This is a genomic window from Pseudomonas nitroreducens TX1, from assembly GCF_000313755.1.
In the GTDB taxonomy this organism is placed as follows: Bacteria; Pseudomonadota; Gammaproteobacteria; order Pseudomonadales; family Pseudomonadaceae; genus Pseudomonas; species Pseudomonas nitroreducens_A.
Genome location: NZ_AMZB01000106.1, coordinates 49,136 through 64,009, shown reverse-complemented (window position 1 = coordinate 64,009; position 14,874 = coordinate 49,136). Strand labels below are relative to the sequence as shown.

Here is a 14,874-nt window from a genome sequence, read left to right as displayed (position 1 = left end):
TATAGAGCTTAGTCAGCTCTGACGATGACGCCTGCCCGGATGGTCGAGTCAGGTCGTCGCAGCCGTGTCAGTGCGGTGGGTCACGTCGCAGGTCGTCGCCGCGGTTCCACTGTGCGGCCACCAGCCGGTCGCGTCCGGCCAGCTTGGCCTGGTAGAGCAGGCGGTCAACGGCCGCGACGAAGTCCAGCGGACGGTCGCTGGAGGACGGCACGGCGGTGCCCACGCCCAGGCTGATGGTCAGCAGGTCGGAAACGGCGGACTTCTCATGACAGATGTGCTGTTCGCGCAGCACGCTGCGGCAACGCTCGGCGACCTGCCGGGCGGCCTCGCTGTCGGTCTCCGGCAGCACCATCACGAACTCCTCGCCGCCGAAGCGTGCGATGAAGTCCCTGGGCCGATGCAATGCACCGGCCAGCGCCTTGCCGACGCTGCGCAGGCAGTCGTCGCCCTGGATGTGCCCATAGTGGTCGTTGAACTGCTTGAAGTAGTCGATATCCAGCAGCACCAGGGACAGTGGCTGGCCGCTGCGTTGGGCGCTGCCCCACTCGGTATCCAGCACAGAGTCGAACATGCGCCGGTTGGCCACACCGGTCAGGCCATCCTTGTACGAATACTCCTCCAGCTGACGCTGCAGCATGATCAGCTGTTCTTCGGCACGCTTGCGCTCGCTGATATCGAACATGAAGCCGACCAGCGAATCCACCTCGCCGTTTTCGTCACGCACCACGTGCACCACATCGCGGATCCACACGTAGTCGCCGGAAGAGGTGAGGGCGCGGTAATCCGCCTCGTGGTCGGTGCCTTCGCGGGACTGCGACACGCAGAAGTTCACCACGCGGTCGCGGTCCTCGGGGTGCATGCGTTCGGCCCAGTCGTTGGCGCTGACCCAGCTGGCCTGGCTCCAGCCGAGCAGCTCCTCGATCTGCGGACCGATGTAGGCAAAGGACATGGATCGCCAGTCGATTTTCCACGGGATGGCGCGGGTGGATTCGAGGAGGGTCTGGTAGACGGGATTTTCCGGGGAGGCGTCGTACGGCATGGCGGCGGCTCTCTGATGGCACTGTGCCGCTGTTTCTATCACGAAAGCAATGACGCCAAGCCGGCCAATCGCGTCAGTTGGGCTCGCAAAAAGCGGCGGGGCGACAGACGGTCATTTCTGGCGGATACGGATTCTTCAGCAATTCATAACGGGTTCTTCACGAATGCGGCGATAGGGTTTGCTTGCCCGCCATCTGACAACCCGCAGTGCGATGGATACCCCAGGGATGGGTCGGGCCTTTCCCACTATCTGCAGTACGGCCGAGCCCATGCCCATCCCGAAGTTCATCCGTTCCCTGTCCCGCGGCTGGCTGTCATTGCTGGCGATCCTCCCGCTCATAGCCTTGCTCAGCGGCTTCCTGCCCCTGGACTTCTCGCGCCCCGCACCGCTGGTGGGTGATGCCAAGCGCCAGGCCGAATTGCGCGAGCACTGGCAGAACGGCGACCTGATCGTGCTGGTGCGCCACGCCGAGCGTTGCGACCGCTCCAGCGCACCGTGCCTTGGCAATATCGACGGCATCACTGTGCGCGGCGGCCAAAGCGCCCACGCAATCGGCCAGGATTTCGCCGCACTCGGGCTGGCCAACGCCGATATCCTCAGTAGCGAGCAGTTACGCGCCGTGCAGACCGCCACCTCGATGTTCGGCCAGGAACCGCAGGAAGAGGAGTGGTTGTACGACTGCGAAGGGTCGATGTTGAGCAAGGCGCTGCAGCACAAGGTGGCGCATCGCAACCTGATCCTGGTGACCCACAGCGAGTGCATCGAAGACCTGGAGCATTCGGTCAGTGTGAAGGACCCGGCGACGCCGGACTACGCCTCGACGCTCTTCGTCCTCAGTGAAACGGACCAGGCGCCGCGCCTGCTCGGCTACCTCGATGCTGACCAGTGGCCGCTGAACATCAGCGGGCGCTGATCTGGCTGGGCGTGGCGCCCAGGCGGTAACGCTGTAATTCCTGCGGAGTCAGCACGCGCATGCGCTGCGGGTCGATGCTCTGCATGGTGTCAGCCAGTTCCAGCGGAATGTCCATGTCGCGGAAATAGCTGCGGGCGTTGTAGCTGCCCGCCGCCTGGGACGAATCGCCAGCGGGGTAATAGGGGCGGTGCAGGCCTACATAGCCGCGCACCGTGCGATGCTTGCCGGCGGCCAGCAGGTAGACGCAGGAGCCCTGGCAGACGCTGTTGGTCGGCACCAGTGTCTCGAAACCGGATTCGCGCAGCAGGCGGCCCATCTTGATCGACTCGGCGGCGCTGCCACCGATGCTGTCCAGCAAGGCCACCTTGCGCGCGAACTTGCCCGGGTTGGCCAGCAGCCCCTTGAACAGGCGCTCGTAGTCGCCCGGAGCGATGTCTTCGCTGATCCGCACCGCCAGCACCTCGCCAACCTTGGAATGCTGCACCGGCTTCACCTCGACCTTGGCGAAAGTCAGGCTGGAGCACAGCGCGGTGGCACAGAGCAGGGCGGCGCGAAGCATCGGGAGACGAATCCTGTCGAAGTTTTTGTAGGAATGCGCAGAAGATACCTTGAAGCGCCTTCCCGCGCATCCTCCCCGCTTGTCACATGCCGTTGGCGTACGCCGGGTTATGCAGGTCGATCCGCTCGCGGACCCCGCGCAGCGCGCCCGCGTACTCGCAGAGCATGTGCAGCGCCCAGTCGGCTCGTTCGCGCAGGCGCTGGTCGTCCTCATCAGTAGGGTGGCCGGCGTTGAACATGGCTTCGACCCGACGCACCACCAGTTGCTCCGGCAGGTAGGCGATGCGGCTGTTCTTGTAGCTGGAGGCGCGCAGTTCGGCCAGTGGGTAGGCGCCGCCCAGGCCGGCGGATACCCCCACCGGCAGCGCCGGCTTATGGCCCAGTTCGCGCAGCCCGGCATAGAGGAAGAAGTTCTTCAGGGCCGGACAGGCCATGCCGTGCCATTCCGGGGCGATAACCACCAGCGCATCGGCCTCGCGCAGCAGCTCGCGGTACTGCGGCCAACTGTCCCGGCTGTCCGGCGCCGGCCATAACGGCAGGGGATCGGCGCCCAGGTCGATTACCTGCGCCCAGCCACACAAGGCGAGGCTTTCCAGGCGCCCGGCAAGGTAGCGGGCGACCTTTGCCGACTGGCTGTCCAACTGGCTGGAGCCGGCGATCAGTACGATATTCGGGCTCATCGGGCCACCTCCGCCGCCACGTCCTTGCTGCTGGACGGCGCACGCGTGCGCACCAACGGCCAGAACACCTCTTCCTGCCAGCTCACTGGCGCCAGGTCCTCGATGCCATAGGCTTGCGGGCGGCGCCGGGTGATCTTCGCAGTACCGAACAGCACGTCCCAGAAGAACAGCAGGTTGCCGAAGTTGCCCTTGTAGTAGGTCACGCCGTCATCGGCGTTCAATCCATGGTGGGCGGAATGGGTGGCGGGGGTGGAGATGGTCCGCTCCAGCAACCACATCAGCGGGCGCAGCGCGCGGATGCGGTAGAGCTTGTCGTCCCAGGCGAGGTTGCTGTGGGCGCCGAAGATCACGCACATCTTCACGATCAGGTAGACGTAATAGACGTTCGCCAGCCCCATGTGGATCAGCGCGCCGGAGAACCACAGGCCCGGCATCAGCAGGTAATAGAAGCTGTTGTTGCGGTAAACGATGCGGATGCTCATGTACGGCGCGGAATGGTGGGCGCGGTGCAAGGCATAGAGGAATGGCACGCGGTGGGCCAGGCGATGCCACCAGTACTGGGTCATGTCGTCGAACAGCAGGAACAGCGCGAAACCGACCAGCCAGGGGAGGCCCGCCAGGGAGCCGGCGGCGGCGGGGAGGGCGAGGTCGAGCAGGGCGCCGCTGGCCCACATCACCAGCGGGAAGGTCACCGCCAGCAGCAGGCTGGAGCCGAATATCTCGATCAGCGCGTCGCGGCGCTGGCCGCGCGGTTGACGAAAGGTGGCGCAGGCCATCTCCAGGGCAATGAAAGCGAGGAAGATCCCCGCCACGATCACGGTCGGATTGTCGAGCAGCATTGTTGTTGTAGTCATGACACTCTCGGTTCGGGTCCAATGGGACAAGGCGTGCCCATCAGAACCCAGGACCGAGCGGCGACCCATGCGCGAAAAGGACAGAAACACCGGAGAACTGGCCAACCCTGCGGCGCAGCGCTACCACCGCGGCCCGCTCGGCCAGGTGCTGGAGCGTTACCTGAGCAGCCACCGCGCGCGGCGTCACAGTGACTACAGCCTGGTCGAACTCGAACAGCTATGGCTGGAAGCGGCGAGCCTTGAGCCCGCCATCGGACTGCAGCTGTTCGGCCAGTTCACGCCGCAGGACTGGCACGTGATCGCCCACCTCGCGCAGTTCTGCGCCGATGTACGCCAGGCGGTGCTCTGCTGGGTGCGCTACGCGCCGCTGGCCGCGGACACCGATACCTTTCGCCTGCTGGAAGAGGGCGACACCGTTGCCGTCGAGCTGATCATCGACGCCCCCGAGCCGCTGAGCCGTTATCTGATGGAACACTACAGCGTGATGGCCGTGACGCAATTGCGCCGTGGCACTGGCTGCTCCGTCATGCCGGTGCGCGCCAGCTTCGTCCATGACCGGCCCGAGTACCACGCGCAGTACCGGCAGTGGTTTGGTGAGCGAGTCGAGTTCGGCAGCGCGTGCAACCGGTTGTATTTCGACGCGCAGACGCTTGCCTTGCCGCTAAAAGGGCGCCATGCCGGGCTGGTGGAGCTGCTCACGATGGAGCTGGATCGACGGCTCGCCCGTATGCGCCAACTCAGCGGCTGGGCGGCCAAGGCCGCCGGGATCGTCCGGCGCATGCTCGAACATGGCGAGGTGCCGGCGCTGGAAAGCGTTGCGGACCAGTTGCACCACAGCCCGCGGACCCTGCGCAGGCGGTTGGCGGAGCAGGGCATGGGCTTTCGCGAATTGCTCGACCAGGTGCGCAAGGAACTGGAACAACACCTGGAACTGCAGGGCGAGAGCCGCACGCGAATTGCCGAACGCCTGGGCTACGGCGACCTGGCCGCCTACCTGAATGCACGCAAGCGCTGGAATGCGTCGGTCATCGACGAATGAGACAGTCGACCTTAGCTGATGCGCACAACGGCGAGGCCACGTTGCACGTGTAGGAGCGAGCTTGCTCGCGAAAAAACAGGCCCCGGCGTCCAGAAGGTTCGCGAGCAAGCTCGCTCCTAAGGCAATCTACTTAGCCGACCAGCGCATGGATAGTTGCATGCGCAGCGTTGTCCGCCGCGGGCGCCGGATACGCGGAGATAGGAAAAGGCCGGCATCAGCCGGCCTCTTTGCTCAGGCACGAGCGCAGCAGGCGCCGCACCGACTTGTTGATATTGCGCTTGCTCGCTTCCTCGGGGGTGAACCAGCGGCAATCGGCGATTTCGTTCAGCGGGGTGGGCTGCTGCGCCGGGTCGACTGGCGTCTCGAACACGTAGTGCAGCGTCTGGTACAGCTCCAGCGGCGCCACATAGTTCATCTGCTCGATGGCCAGCCCGGTTTCCTCGATCAGCTCGCGCGTGGCGGCCTGGCCGGGGCGTTCGTCGGCCTCGATGCGCCCGCCTGGGAGATTCCATTTCGATTTGGATTTGCGCACGAAGAGAATCTTGTCGTCGAGGCGGCAGATGACCGTAGCTCGCTCCTTCAGATTTTTAGCCATACCGGCTGCTCCTCGACAATCTTCCAACAGTTTTCAGAGTAGACATTAATTAGAGATTCCCAACCAGATGAACTGGTTACGGCATTTATGTCGACAAATGGTAAGGATTGGTCGCTGAAAAGGTATGTCAGGCTTTTCTGAAGAAAAGCTCGTCATATTCTCGACTCGTATTTCCTTCTGAGTGGACCGGCCTCGGAGGCTGAAGTGCGAACTTTCACGACATGTCGCTCCTCTCGAATTCCTTGTCGAGGAAATCCAGCAAGGTTCGTACCGACGGCAGCAGTCCCCGCCGCGAAGGGAATACGGCGTGGACCACACCGGTGCGTGGTGCCCAGTCGGGCAGCAGATTCACCAGCGTGCCGTCGTTCAGGTCCTCGCACACCACCACGGCGGGCATGTGCACCGCGCCGGCACCCGCCAGCGCGGCCTGGCGCAGGGCGACCAGATCGTCCGTGACCATCCGCGGCCGGTAGCGCACCTGCGCACTGGCGCCGCCGGGGCCGTCCAGTTGCCAGTGGTATTCGCGCTGCACCAGGCCCCAGTGCAGCGTCGGCAGGGCGGCCACATCGGCGGGCGTCGGCCTTGCCGGCAGGCGCTCGTGCAGAGCCGGGGCACCGACCACACGCTGCCGGCTTTCGCCCAGTACCTTCATCACCAGATCACTGCTTTCCAGCGGCGGAAAGCGCACCCGCAGAGCGATGTCGATGCCTTCCTGGATCAAGTCCACCTGGCGGTTGGTGCTCTGCACATGCAACTCCACCAGCGGGTATTGCACCATGAAGCGCGCCAGCATCGGGCCGACCCAGAAGTTCAGCAGCGCCGTTGGGCAGCTCAGGTTCACCACCCCGCGAGGTTCGGAGCGGTGCTGCTCGACGGCCTCGGTGGCGGCCGCCGCTTCCACCAGCATCGCCACGCAGTGCCGGTAGAACACCTGCCCGATCTCGGTCACCGAAAAATGCCGGGTCGAGCGCTGGATCAGCCGTACGCCCAGGCGCTCTTCCAGCGCGGCGATGCGCCGGCTCAGCTTCGACTTGGGCTCGTCCAGGGCGCGGCCGGCCGGAGTGAAACCGCCATGTTCCACCACCTGGGCGAAGTAGTAGAGGTCGTTGAGATCGTCCATTCCAGTGTTCCTCTAATGGAACACTGATAGTAGTTTTTGCCGACTACCGGAGCAATTGTTCCGTCCGTATCGTGACCTCCATGCACTACAGGAGGCACCTCATGAAACAGATTCTTGGTATCTACAGCGCTGCCCGGCCGCACTGGGTCGGCGACGGTTTTCCGGTTCGTACGTTGTTTTCCTACGATAGCCTGGGCGAACACCTCAGTCCCTTCCTGCTGCTTGACCATGCGGGCCCCCACGCTTTCGGCCCCAGCACGGTGCGCCGCGGCGTCGGCCAGCATCCGCACCGCGGGTTCGAGACCGTGACCCTGGTCTACGAAGGCGAACTGGAACACCGCGACTCCAGCGGCGGTGGCGGCCGCATCGGCCCCGGCGACGTGCAGTGGATGACGGCCGGCGACGGCATCCTCCACGAGGAATACCACTCGCCGGACTTCACCCGCAGCGGCGGCAACCTGCACATGGCCCAGCTCTGGGTGAACCTGCCGGCCCGCCACAAGCGCGCTGCACCGGCCTACCAGACGTTGCTGGCTGGCGATATCCCGCGCATCGAACTGGCCGACGGTGCCGGTAGCCTGCGGGTAATCGCCGGTGACTACGCCGGCCACGCCGGCCCAGCCCACACCTTCAGCCCGCTGGATGTCTGGGATCTGCGTCTGCAGCCCGGCCGTCCGCTGGAACTGGTCGTCAAGGCCGGACGCAACACCGCCCTGGTGGTGCTGCGCGGAAACATTCGGCTGGGCAGCGGTGAAACGCTGCGCGAAGGCCAACTGGCGCTGTTCGACCGGCGCGGCGACAGCCTGCACTTGGAAGCCGAGAGCGATGCCCTGGTGCTGCTGCTCAGCGGTGAGCCGCTGAACGAGCCCATCGTCGGCTACGGCCCTTTCGTGATGAACAGCGAAAGCGAAATCCAGCAGGCCATCGCCGACGTTCAGAACGGACGTTTCGGACAGATGACCCGCTGATGTCACACCCCGGACTCAGGCGTCGCCTAGTCTGGATAAACGCCCGCGCAGGAGGCGCGGGCTTTATGGGCCGGATGCCCTTTCTGGAGACTCCGAAATGAGCAACTTCAATCAGATTGCCAACTTCAACGGCCAGCGCCCGGTGATCGACCCCGACGACACCGCCATGCTGCTCATCGACCACCAGAGCGGTCTGTTCCAGACGGTCAAGGACATGCCCATGACCGAGCTGCGCAACAACGCCATCGCCCTCGCCAGGATCGCTACGCTGGCGAAGATCCCGGTAATCACTACCGCCTCGGTGCCGCAGGGCCCCAACGGGCCGCTGATTCCCGAGATACACGAAGCCGCGCCCCATGCGCAGTATGTGGCGCGCAAGGGGGAAATCAATGCCTGGGACAACCCCGAGTTCGTTGCCGCTGTGAAAGCCACCGGCAAGAGCACCCTGGTCATCGCCGGCACCATCACCAGCGTATGCATGGCCTTCCCGGCGATTGCCGCAGTCAACGCCGGCTACAAGGTGTTCGCCGTAATCGACGCTTCCGGCACCTATTCCAAGGCCGCACAGGAAATCACCCTGGCGCGTGTGGTCCAGGCCGGTGTGGTGCCGATGGATACCGCCGCCGTCGCCTCGGAAATCCAGCGCACGTGGAATCGCCCCGACGCCGCGCAGTGGGCCGAGGCCTACAGCCTGATCTTCCCGCACTACGGCCTGCTGATCGAAAGCTACACCAAGGCCCAGCAGGTTGTGAGCGAACACGAAGTATTGGATTCCCAACGCTGATCCCACCCCTGCCCGGCTTCGGTCGGGCTTCCATTGCCAAGAGGAAACGCCATGAGCAAGCCTTACGTCCGTCTCGACAAGTCCCAGGCCGCGGTTCTGCTGGTCGATCACCAGGCCGGTCTGCTCTCGCTGGTGCGCGACATCGAGCCGGACAAGTTCAAGAACAACGTCCTGGCGCTGGCCGACCTGGCCAAGTACTTCAAGCTGCCGACCATTCTCACCACCAGCTTCGAGAGCGGCCCCAACGGCCCGCTGGTGCCGGAGCTGAAAGACCTGTTTCCCGACGCGCCCTACATCGCCCGCCCGGGCAACATCAACGCCTGGGACAACGAGGATTTCGTCAAGGCGGTGAAGGCCACCGGCAAGAAACAGCTGATCATCGCTGGCGTAGTCACCGAAGTCTGCGTGGCCTTCCCGGCGCTGTCGGCGCTGGAAGAGGGCTTCGACGTCTTCGTCGTCGCCGACGCCTCGGGCACCTTCAACGAAGTCACCCGTGACGCCGCCTGGCGCCGCATGGAAGCCGCCGGCGCGCAGATGATGACCTGGTTCGGCGTGGCCTGTGAGCTGCACCGCGACTGGCGTAACGATATCGAAGGCCTCGCCGCGCTGTTCTCCAACCACATCCCCGATTACCGCAACCTGATCACCAGCTACAGCACGCTCACGGCCAAGAAGTGAGGCATCGCTCGCCGGGCCGGCACTTCGGGGCCGACCCGGTGGCGGAACTCAGCCTTCCATCGGCCCCGCCTGGTAGCCGGGGCGGCGCTCCAGGGCCAGCTCGTAGAGCTGGCGGGCCTCGCTGACCAGCGGGGCCAAAGCCGAGGCAAAGCGGGCTGTGGCGCGGATCAGGCCACTGTCGCTGTCGTCTTCCATCAACTGCAGCAGGTCCTCGACCGCCGTGATGCGGCGCAGGGCGGCTTCGCGCAGGTGCTCGACCGGGGCCAGGGCATTGATGAAGAGGACTTCCTCGCCGAACTGGCCGGTCAAGGCAACGGGGAGAAATTCACGCATGGGGCACCTCCGTGGGGAGGGTTGAATCCTGGCGTGACGAGGGGCGGTGCGCGGGGGAGAAAAGGGGATAGTTCATGTCGGCTCTCTTTAAGGATCGAGTAGCCGCCAATCGACCTTCCTACGGGTAGAGAGGCGGACCGTGCGAGGGTAGGAAACCCGTACAAGGGAGCCAAAAACGGGCAGGCCGAAGCCTCCTCACACGGCCGCCATAGAGGCACGAGTCATCAGACAACTTCCGCGAATCGTGGCTACAGAGCTACCGCTTTCTGACTCCTTACCGGGTTCCTACACCCGACCGCGATGACGCTGCGGCGAACCAGAGGCTAGGGACGGCGCTCGTAGGCCCGCAAGGCTAATGGCCCGTGAGATTTTTCGGTTGGTAACGGCGATCCCGATGCAGGACGTTGCTGACAGAGTGAAATCTGCCTCATCTGGCTTCCCAATCTGTAGGAGCGAGAGTGCTCACTTGTAGGGCGCTGCTGGAGTTTCGTAGGAGCGGACTCCGTCCGTGATGTGTTTGCCTCGTGTCAGGGGTTCCCCGCGCCGCCGCGGCGTGCGCGTTGACTTCTTGTTTCACCCCTCGGGCGACCTCCTTTGGAGAGACCCAAAGGAGGCATTTTTATGAGTCTTCCAGCGAAACATCCACGCACGCCCGAGCGGCGCAGAAACACCCAAGCCGAAGCAACAGACCAGCACCGGCGCCGGCACAGTCAGCGGAACGCGCAGGGCCCGCTCAGGCACTTCAGAGAATCGAGAAGTTGTAACTCGCGATCAGTCGCACCTCATCCACGTCACGCGCCGACTGTTCGTAGTTGGTGCGGTAGGTGGCATTGCGCAGGCGCAGGTTGAGGTCCTTGAAGGTGCCGGCCTGGATCACGTACTTGAACTCCACGTCGCGTTCCCATTCCTTGCCTTCGTCGCCGTTGGCCAGGGCGATGTGGTCGCCGTTGACGTAGCGGGTCATGAAACTCAGGCCGGGCACGCCGACGCTGCGCAGGTCGAAGTCGTAGCGCAGTTGCCAGGAGCGCTCCCGGGCGTTAGCGAAGTCGTTCACCTGCACGTAGTTGGCGAGGTAGGGATTGCTGCCGTCGAGGTAGGGCAGGGAGGTATCGCCGTTCATGCGCTGCCAGCCGGCGCTGAACACGTGGCCGCCCTGGGCATAGGACAACAACAGGCTCAAGGCGCGGTTGTCGATCGCCCCGGCGCGGGCCGAGCCGTCGTCGTTGCTGTCGAACCCGCGCAGGTCGGCGGTGAGCTTGCCGGCGCCCACCGCCTGCTTGCCGACGATACCGACGTAGCGCTGGCGGTAGACGTTCTCCAGCCCGCCCTGGGCGTATTGCAGCAGGACTTGGTCGTTGATCTGGTAATCCGCCTGGTAGGCGTCGAAGCGGTTGCCGGTGGTGTCGCAGGCGTAGCGCTTGTTCTTGCAGTTCAGGCGCACGTCCTGGGCGTCGGTGGAGTCGCGCGCGGTGTAGCGCTCCAGGCGCGTGGCGGTGAGCTTGAGGTGGGCGATCTCCTCGCTGGTCAGCTGCGCGCCGTGGAACATGTTGGGCAGCAGGCGGCCGTCGTTGTACTTGAGCAACGGCATGTCCGGCAGCATCGCGCCGTACCTGAACTGGGTATGGGAGACGCGCAGCTTGCCGGCGACGCCGGCCTTGGCGTACTGGTCGGCAGAGTGGCGCGGGTCGTGGCCGCTGGAGGGCAGCAGCCCGCTGTTGCTGTTCGCGGGGCTGGAGTCGAGCTTGACGCCGAGCATGGCCAGGGCGTCCACGCCGAAGCCGACGGTGCCTGCGGTGTAGCCCGATTGCAGATTCAGGATGAAGCCCTGCGCGCTTTCCTCGCGCTTGGAGGCGCCCTGCGGGTTGGACGAGCTGCCATCGCGGAAGTCGCGGTTGAAGTAGAAGGTCCGCGATTCCAGGCGTGCGCTGCTGTCCTCCAGGAAGTCGGCGCTGGCCGGGGCGGCGATGCCGCCGAGCAGGGCGAGAGCGCTCAGGCGCGCGAGCGGGCTGGAGGAGAGGGGCGAGGGCATGCGGTGACTCCGGGGTGCTAAAAAAGCGCGCGAAGGTGTCACAGATGAAGGCAGGGGTCTTTGCGACCATGGTCTAGAGTGCCGGCTTTCGCGGCGAGCATTCTCACCCTGCGCACCGCCCGGCAATCGGCTGAAACCTTCCCGCCGGCTTCGCGTCCACCGCAGAACAATGGATCAACCCAGGAGGTGAGCATGAAAGGCCACGGTGAAATCAGAGAACGTCCGGGCGTTGCCCCTGAACGCTGGCCGGACAGGTCCGGCCCTGGCGACAAGCGCGGATTGCCCGGTTACCCGCAGCGTCAGGTGCCCCCTGGCGGTTCGCGGCATATCGATCCGGAGCTGGGTTTCGACCCGGATTCGCCAGACCTGGCCGATCCGCAGATCGACCCGCCGCATCCGCCTCGCGTGCCCCAGCGCGGCCCTGAGCCGCAGGGCCAGCGGCGGGTGCCGGGGGACAGGTATCCGCCGTATTCGGGGCACGAGGGCTAGGGTGAGGGGCAACTCGGCGCCGATACCGCCGAAGGCGAGTTCGGACCGTTCTCTGTAGGAGCGAGCTTGCTCGCGAACGCTTCCGCTGCGGGCCCGGGGCCGCTACATCGTTGATGCCCAGGGCAATCACGTTGGCCAGCGCCTGCGCCGGGTGCGGGCGGCCGTTGGGCACTTCATCGGTGGCGACCACGTGGTCGGCGACGTAGCCGTTGGTCTTCGCCAGTGCCACTACCTTCTCCATCACCACCGCCGGATAGCCGGAGCAGGAGCCGATCTTCAGTCCCTGATTGCGCAGTGTGGCGATGGCGTCCAGCGCACCGGCTATCAGCACCGAGTGCTCGGCGATCTTCTCGATCTGCAGCGGCATGAAGCGTTCGTAGATGGCGGTGACGTCGTCGTCGGTGGGCCGGTGGCCGAAGGCCGCACCTTGCTGCCCATCGCCCAGCAAATGTCGATGCTCGAATCCGAGGCGACCAACCTGCTGCGCGACTCCGGCCTGCTCAACCGGGGGCAGCTGAAGGTCGGCGCGGTAGGGCCGTTTCATGTGATCGAGATGGTCGACCTGTACCGCCGCGACTACCCGCAGTTCGACGTGTCGATCCGCATCGGCAACTCCGCCTCGGTGCTCGCCGACCTGGAGAACCATGTCATCGACGTCGGCGTGCTGGCCGGGCTGCATGACGACCCGGCCTTCGTCGCGCAGCTGTATGCACGGCACCCGGTGATCCTCTTCGCCCATGTCGGCCACCCCTTCGCACGCCACGACGAAGTCCGCCTGCAAGCCTTGCAGGGCCAGCCGCTGCTGCGTCGCGAGCAGGGTTCGACCACGCGCGTGGCGCTGGAGCAGGAGCTGGACAAGGCCGACGTCACGCCGCGTATCGCCATGAAATCGGCAGCCGCGAGGCCCTGCGCGAGGCGGCGATCCGCAGCATCGGCATCGGCGTGGTGTCCGAAGCGGAGTACATCGCCGACCCGCGCCTGAAGGCCATCCGCATCAGCGGCGACCCGGTGTGCACCGAGGCCTACCTGTACTACCTCGCCGAGCGTCGCAGCAGCCAGGTGATCGCTTCCTTCCTGCGCACACTCGCGCGATAGCACAGCTGCCGGCGCGGGCGTAAGGCTTGTCCTGCGGGGCGGGGCGCGGGTTATCCTGCGGCCCCCGTCTTTGTCACGAGGCTCTCATGTCGTCCGCTTCCGCGCCTGCCCTGCAGCGAGCCGACCGGGATTCGCGCAACTCCGCCCAGGTGCTCGGCCTGTGCCTGCCCGCCGACGTGCTGCTGTACCTGCTGCTGCCGATGTACGCGGCGGACTTTGGCGTGACCCTGGTGGAAGCGGGCATCCTGCTGGCGGCCAATCGTCTGGTGCGCATCGTGGGTTATGGCTGGGTGGTTCGTTTCTACGCCCGCCATGGCGATAGAGCCGCCTGCAGCCTCGCCGCGCTGGCGACGGCAGCCTGCGCGCTGGCCTCGGCGACGCTCTCCGGGTTTGCCGTACTGCTGGTGTTCCGGCTGGTCTGGGGCCTGTGCTTCGCCACCTTCAACCTCAGCACCCAGACTCTCGCTACCGCCGAGGCGCAAGGCGCCGCGCGCCGCGCCGGACGCTCGCGGGCAACCCTGTCCATCGGGCCGATGCTGGCCCTGCCGCTGGGGGCGGTGATGGCCCAGGCGTTCGGGCCGCGCAGTGTGTTCTTCGTGCTCTGTGTGGCGGCCCTTTGCGGCCTCTGGCGTGCCCGCGCGTTACCCGCGACGGGCCATGACATTCCGCTCGGCGGCGGCCGCCGCCTGCGCCTGCCGGACAGCATTGCTACCTGGTCCTTCATCGAAGGCGTGACCCTCGACGGCCTGTTCGTCTTCGGCCTGTCGCTCTACGCGCAGACCCACCTGGGCGCTACCGGCGTGCTGGTGGCGGGCATCCTGATGGCGGTGCGTTATCTCAGCGAGATGCTCTTCAGCCCCTTCGGCGGCCGGTTGGCGGATCGCTTCGGCGCGCTGCGCATGCTGGTCGTGCTGTCGCTGGCCACATCGCTGGCGCTGCTGATGTTCGGCAGCTATTGGCTGTTCATCGGCGCCTTCTTCGTGCTGGTGCTGCGCGCGCTGCAGCTGCCGCTGGTGGTGACGCTAGTGGCGCAGCGCAATCCGCAGGCGCGCATCCAGGCTCTGGCGGGCAACGCGGTGTGGCGCGATATCGGAGCAGGGCTCGGGCCTATCCTGGCCGGCGTGTTGCTGCCGCAGGTGCCCGCGTTCTGGGCTTATGCGGGGGCGGCGGCGATACTGGCGCTTAGCGCACTGGGGTGTGCCTGGCGGCGCTGACTGAATCAGGATTGATAGGCACGGCAAGGAAGCAGGAAAGTGAAAGCATTGTTCATCGCTCTGACCGGGGGTCTTTTGCTCGCACAGATGACGCCAGCCATGGCGGATAACCTCAACGGCAAGAACCTCTTTACCCAACGCTGTGCGGTCTGCCACGGCGCGGACATCAAGGCGACCGGGCCGCTGGCCCACAAGAGCAACCCGCCCACACCCGACCTTACGACGACCGCTTTCAGGAAGCGCCTGAGCGATTACCCGGGCGTCATCGTGTCTTCGGTGGTGCTGCGCCCCAACGGCAGCCTGATCCCCCGGACCCTGCGCGAGAACGGCGTGAAAATCCCGCCGCACGCCTGGAGCCTCGATGATCTGCGCGATCTGAACCAGTACATGGCCGGGGTGATTTCCAAGAGTCGCTGAGGCTGCCCTTGGGACGCGGAAATCCGCACGCGATGGCGGCGCCGAATGCGCGGATTGTTCAAGCGCGGC

The 14,874-nt window shown here is 65.3% G+C and carries 16 protein-coding genes and 2 pseudogenes; 9 read left to right on the top strand and 9 right to left on the bottom strand.

Going from position 1 to position 14,874, the window contains the following annotated elements:
- Window positions 1-67: 67 nt before the first annotated feature.
- Complete coding sequence (locus tag C167_RS0112390; protein WP_017518599.1) at window positions 68-1,039, bottom strand: GGDEF domain-containing protein; 972 nt, start codon at window positions 1,037-1,039, stop codon at window positions 68-70.
- Between the two features lie 268 nt (window positions 1,040-1,307).
- Between C167_RS0112390 and C167_RS0112385 the strand changes: the two genes are divergently transcribed.
- Window positions 1,308-1,952 carry a histidine phosphatase family protein gene (locus C167_RS0112385; protein ID WP_037006125.1) on the top strand — a complete coding sequence of 215 codons (645 nt, stop codon included), beginning with the start codon at window positions 1,308-1,310 and terminating at the stop codon, window positions 1,950-1,952.
- Here the strand turns inward: C167_RS0112385 and C167_RS0112380 are convergent.
- The 3 genes from C167_RS0112380 to C167_RS0112370 all read right to left on the bottom strand — a co-directional run bounded on the left by C167_RS0112380 (window position 1,939) and on the right by C167_RS0112370 (window position 4,044).
- Entirely contained in the window at window positions 1,939-2,511 is a 573-nt protein-coding gene (locus tag C167_RS0112380) for a hypothetical protein (protein WP_017518597.1), read from the bottom strand. The two genes, C167_RS0112385 and C167_RS0112380, sit on opposite strands and share 14 nt — an antisense overlap.
- 82 nt (window positions 2,512-2,593) lie before the next feature.
- Window positions 2,594-3,190, bottom strand: a complete 597-nt coding sequence (locus C167_RS0112375; RefSeq protein WP_017518596.1) for an NADPH-dependent FMN reductase — start codon at window positions 3,188-3,190, stop codon at window positions 2,594-2,596.
- Window positions 3,187-4,044 (bottom strand): sterol desaturase family protein, encoded by an 858-nt coding sequence (locus C167_RS0112370; protein WP_037006124.1) that lies wholly within the window; start codon window positions 4,042-4,044, stop codon window positions 3,187-3,189. The genes C167_RS0112375 and C167_RS0112370 overlap by 4 nt, the downstream gene beginning before the upstream one ends.
- A 67-nt stretch (window positions 4,045-4,111) precedes the next feature.
- Between C167_RS0112370 and C167_RS0112365 the strand changes: the two genes are divergently transcribed.
- Window positions 4,112-5,083, top strand: coding sequence for an AraC family transcriptional regulator ligand-binding domain-containing protein (locus tag C167_RS0112365; protein WP_017518594.1), 972 nt, complete (start codon window positions 4,112-4,114; stop codon window positions 5,081-5,083).
- Between the two features lie 214 nt (window positions 5,084-5,297).
- On the opposite strand, the gene C167_RS0112360 is transcribed toward C167_RS0112365, so the two are convergent.
- Together C167_RS0112360 and C167_RS0112355 are read right to left on the bottom strand one after the other, a co-directional pair.
- Complete coding sequence (locus C167_RS0112360; RefSeq protein ID WP_017518593.1) at window positions 5,298-5,678, bottom strand: NUDIX hydrolase; 381 nt, start codon at window positions 5,676-5,678, stop codon at window positions 5,298-5,300.
- Between the two features lie 214 nt (window positions 5,679-5,892).
- Window positions 5,893-6,798 (bottom strand): LysR family transcriptional regulator, encoded by a 906-nt coding sequence (locus C167_RS0112355; protein WP_017518592.1) that lies wholly within the window; start codon window positions 6,796-6,798, stop codon window positions 5,893-5,895.
- A gap of 101 nt (window positions 6,799-6,899) precedes the next feature.
- Between C167_RS0112355 and C167_RS0112350 the strand changes: the two genes are divergently transcribed.
- The 3 genes from C167_RS0112350 to ycaC all read left to right on the top strand — a co-directional run bounded on the left by C167_RS0112350 (window position 6,900) and on the right by ycaC (window position 9,228).
- Window positions 6,900-7,766 (top strand): pirin family protein, encoded by an 867-nt coding sequence (locus C167_RS0112350; RefSeq protein WP_017518591.1) that lies wholly within the window; start codon window positions 6,900-6,902, stop codon window positions 7,764-7,766.
- A gap of 97 nt (window positions 7,767-7,863) precedes the next feature.
- Window positions 7,864-8,550, top strand: a complete 687-nt coding sequence (locus tag C167_RS0112345) for a hydrolase (RefSeq protein WP_017518590.1) — start codon at window positions 7,864-7,866, stop codon at window positions 8,548-8,550.
- A 51-nt stretch (window positions 8,551-8,601) separates the two neighbouring features.
- Entirely contained in the window at window positions 8,602-9,228 is a 627-nt protein-coding gene (ycaC, locus tag C167_RS0112340) for an isochorismate family cysteine hydrolase YcaC (protein ID WP_017518589.1), read from the top strand.
- A gap of 48 nt (window positions 9,229-9,276) precedes the next feature.
- Here ycaC and C167_RS32505 read toward each other — a convergent pair whose 3' ends face one another.
- A complete protein-coding gene (locus tag C167_RS32505) occupies window positions 9,277-9,561 on the bottom strand; it encodes a hypothetical protein (protein WP_017518588.1) in 285 nt (94 codons plus the stop codon).
- A 742-nt stretch (window positions 9,562-10,303) separates the two neighbouring features.
- Window positions 10,304-11,590, bottom strand: a complete 1,287-nt coding sequence (locus tag C167_RS0112330) for an OprD family porin (protein ID WP_017518587.1) — start codon at window positions 11,588-11,590, stop codon at window positions 10,304-10,306.
- Window positions 11,591-11,782: 192 nt separating this feature from the next.
- On the opposite strand from C167_RS0112330, the gene C167_RS33675 reads away from it, so the two are divergent.
- Window positions 11,783-12,079, top strand: coding sequence for a DUF6021 family protein (locus C167_RS33675; protein ID WP_235154317.1), 297 nt, complete (start codon window positions 11,783-11,785; stop codon window positions 12,077-12,079).
- Between the two features lie 97 nt (window positions 12,080-12,176).
- On the opposite strand, the pseudogene C167_RS33670 reads toward C167_RS33675, so the two are convergent.
- Window positions 12,177-12,578: pseudogene (locus tag C167_RS33670) on the bottom strand (HAD family hydrolase); the annotation flags it as partial.
- On the opposite strand from C167_RS33670, the pseudogene C167_RS35465 reads away from it, so the two are divergent.
- The 3 genes and pseudogenes from C167_RS35465 to C167_RS0112310 form a co-directional block, all read left to right on the top strand.
- Window positions 12,492-13,174: pseudogene (locus C167_RS35465) on the top strand (LysR family transcriptional regulator substrate-binding protein); the annotation flags it as partial. The pseudogenes C167_RS33670 and C167_RS35465 sit on opposite strands and share 87 nt — an antisense overlap.
- 86 nt (window positions 13,175-13,260) lie before the next feature.
- Window positions 13,261-14,388: an MFS transporter gene (locus tag C167_RS0112315; protein WP_017518585.1), complete on the top strand. Its 1,128-nt coding sequence runs from the start codon at window positions 13,261-13,263 to the stop codon at window positions 14,386-14,388.
- 87 nt (window positions 14,389-14,475) lie between these two features.
- Window positions 14,476-14,805, top strand: coding sequence for a c-type cytochrome (locus tag C167_RS0112310; RefSeq protein WP_200860153.1), 330 nt, complete (start codon window positions 14,476-14,478; stop codon window positions 14,803-14,805).
- The last annotated feature ends 69 nt before the right edge of the window (window positions 14,806-14,874 follow it).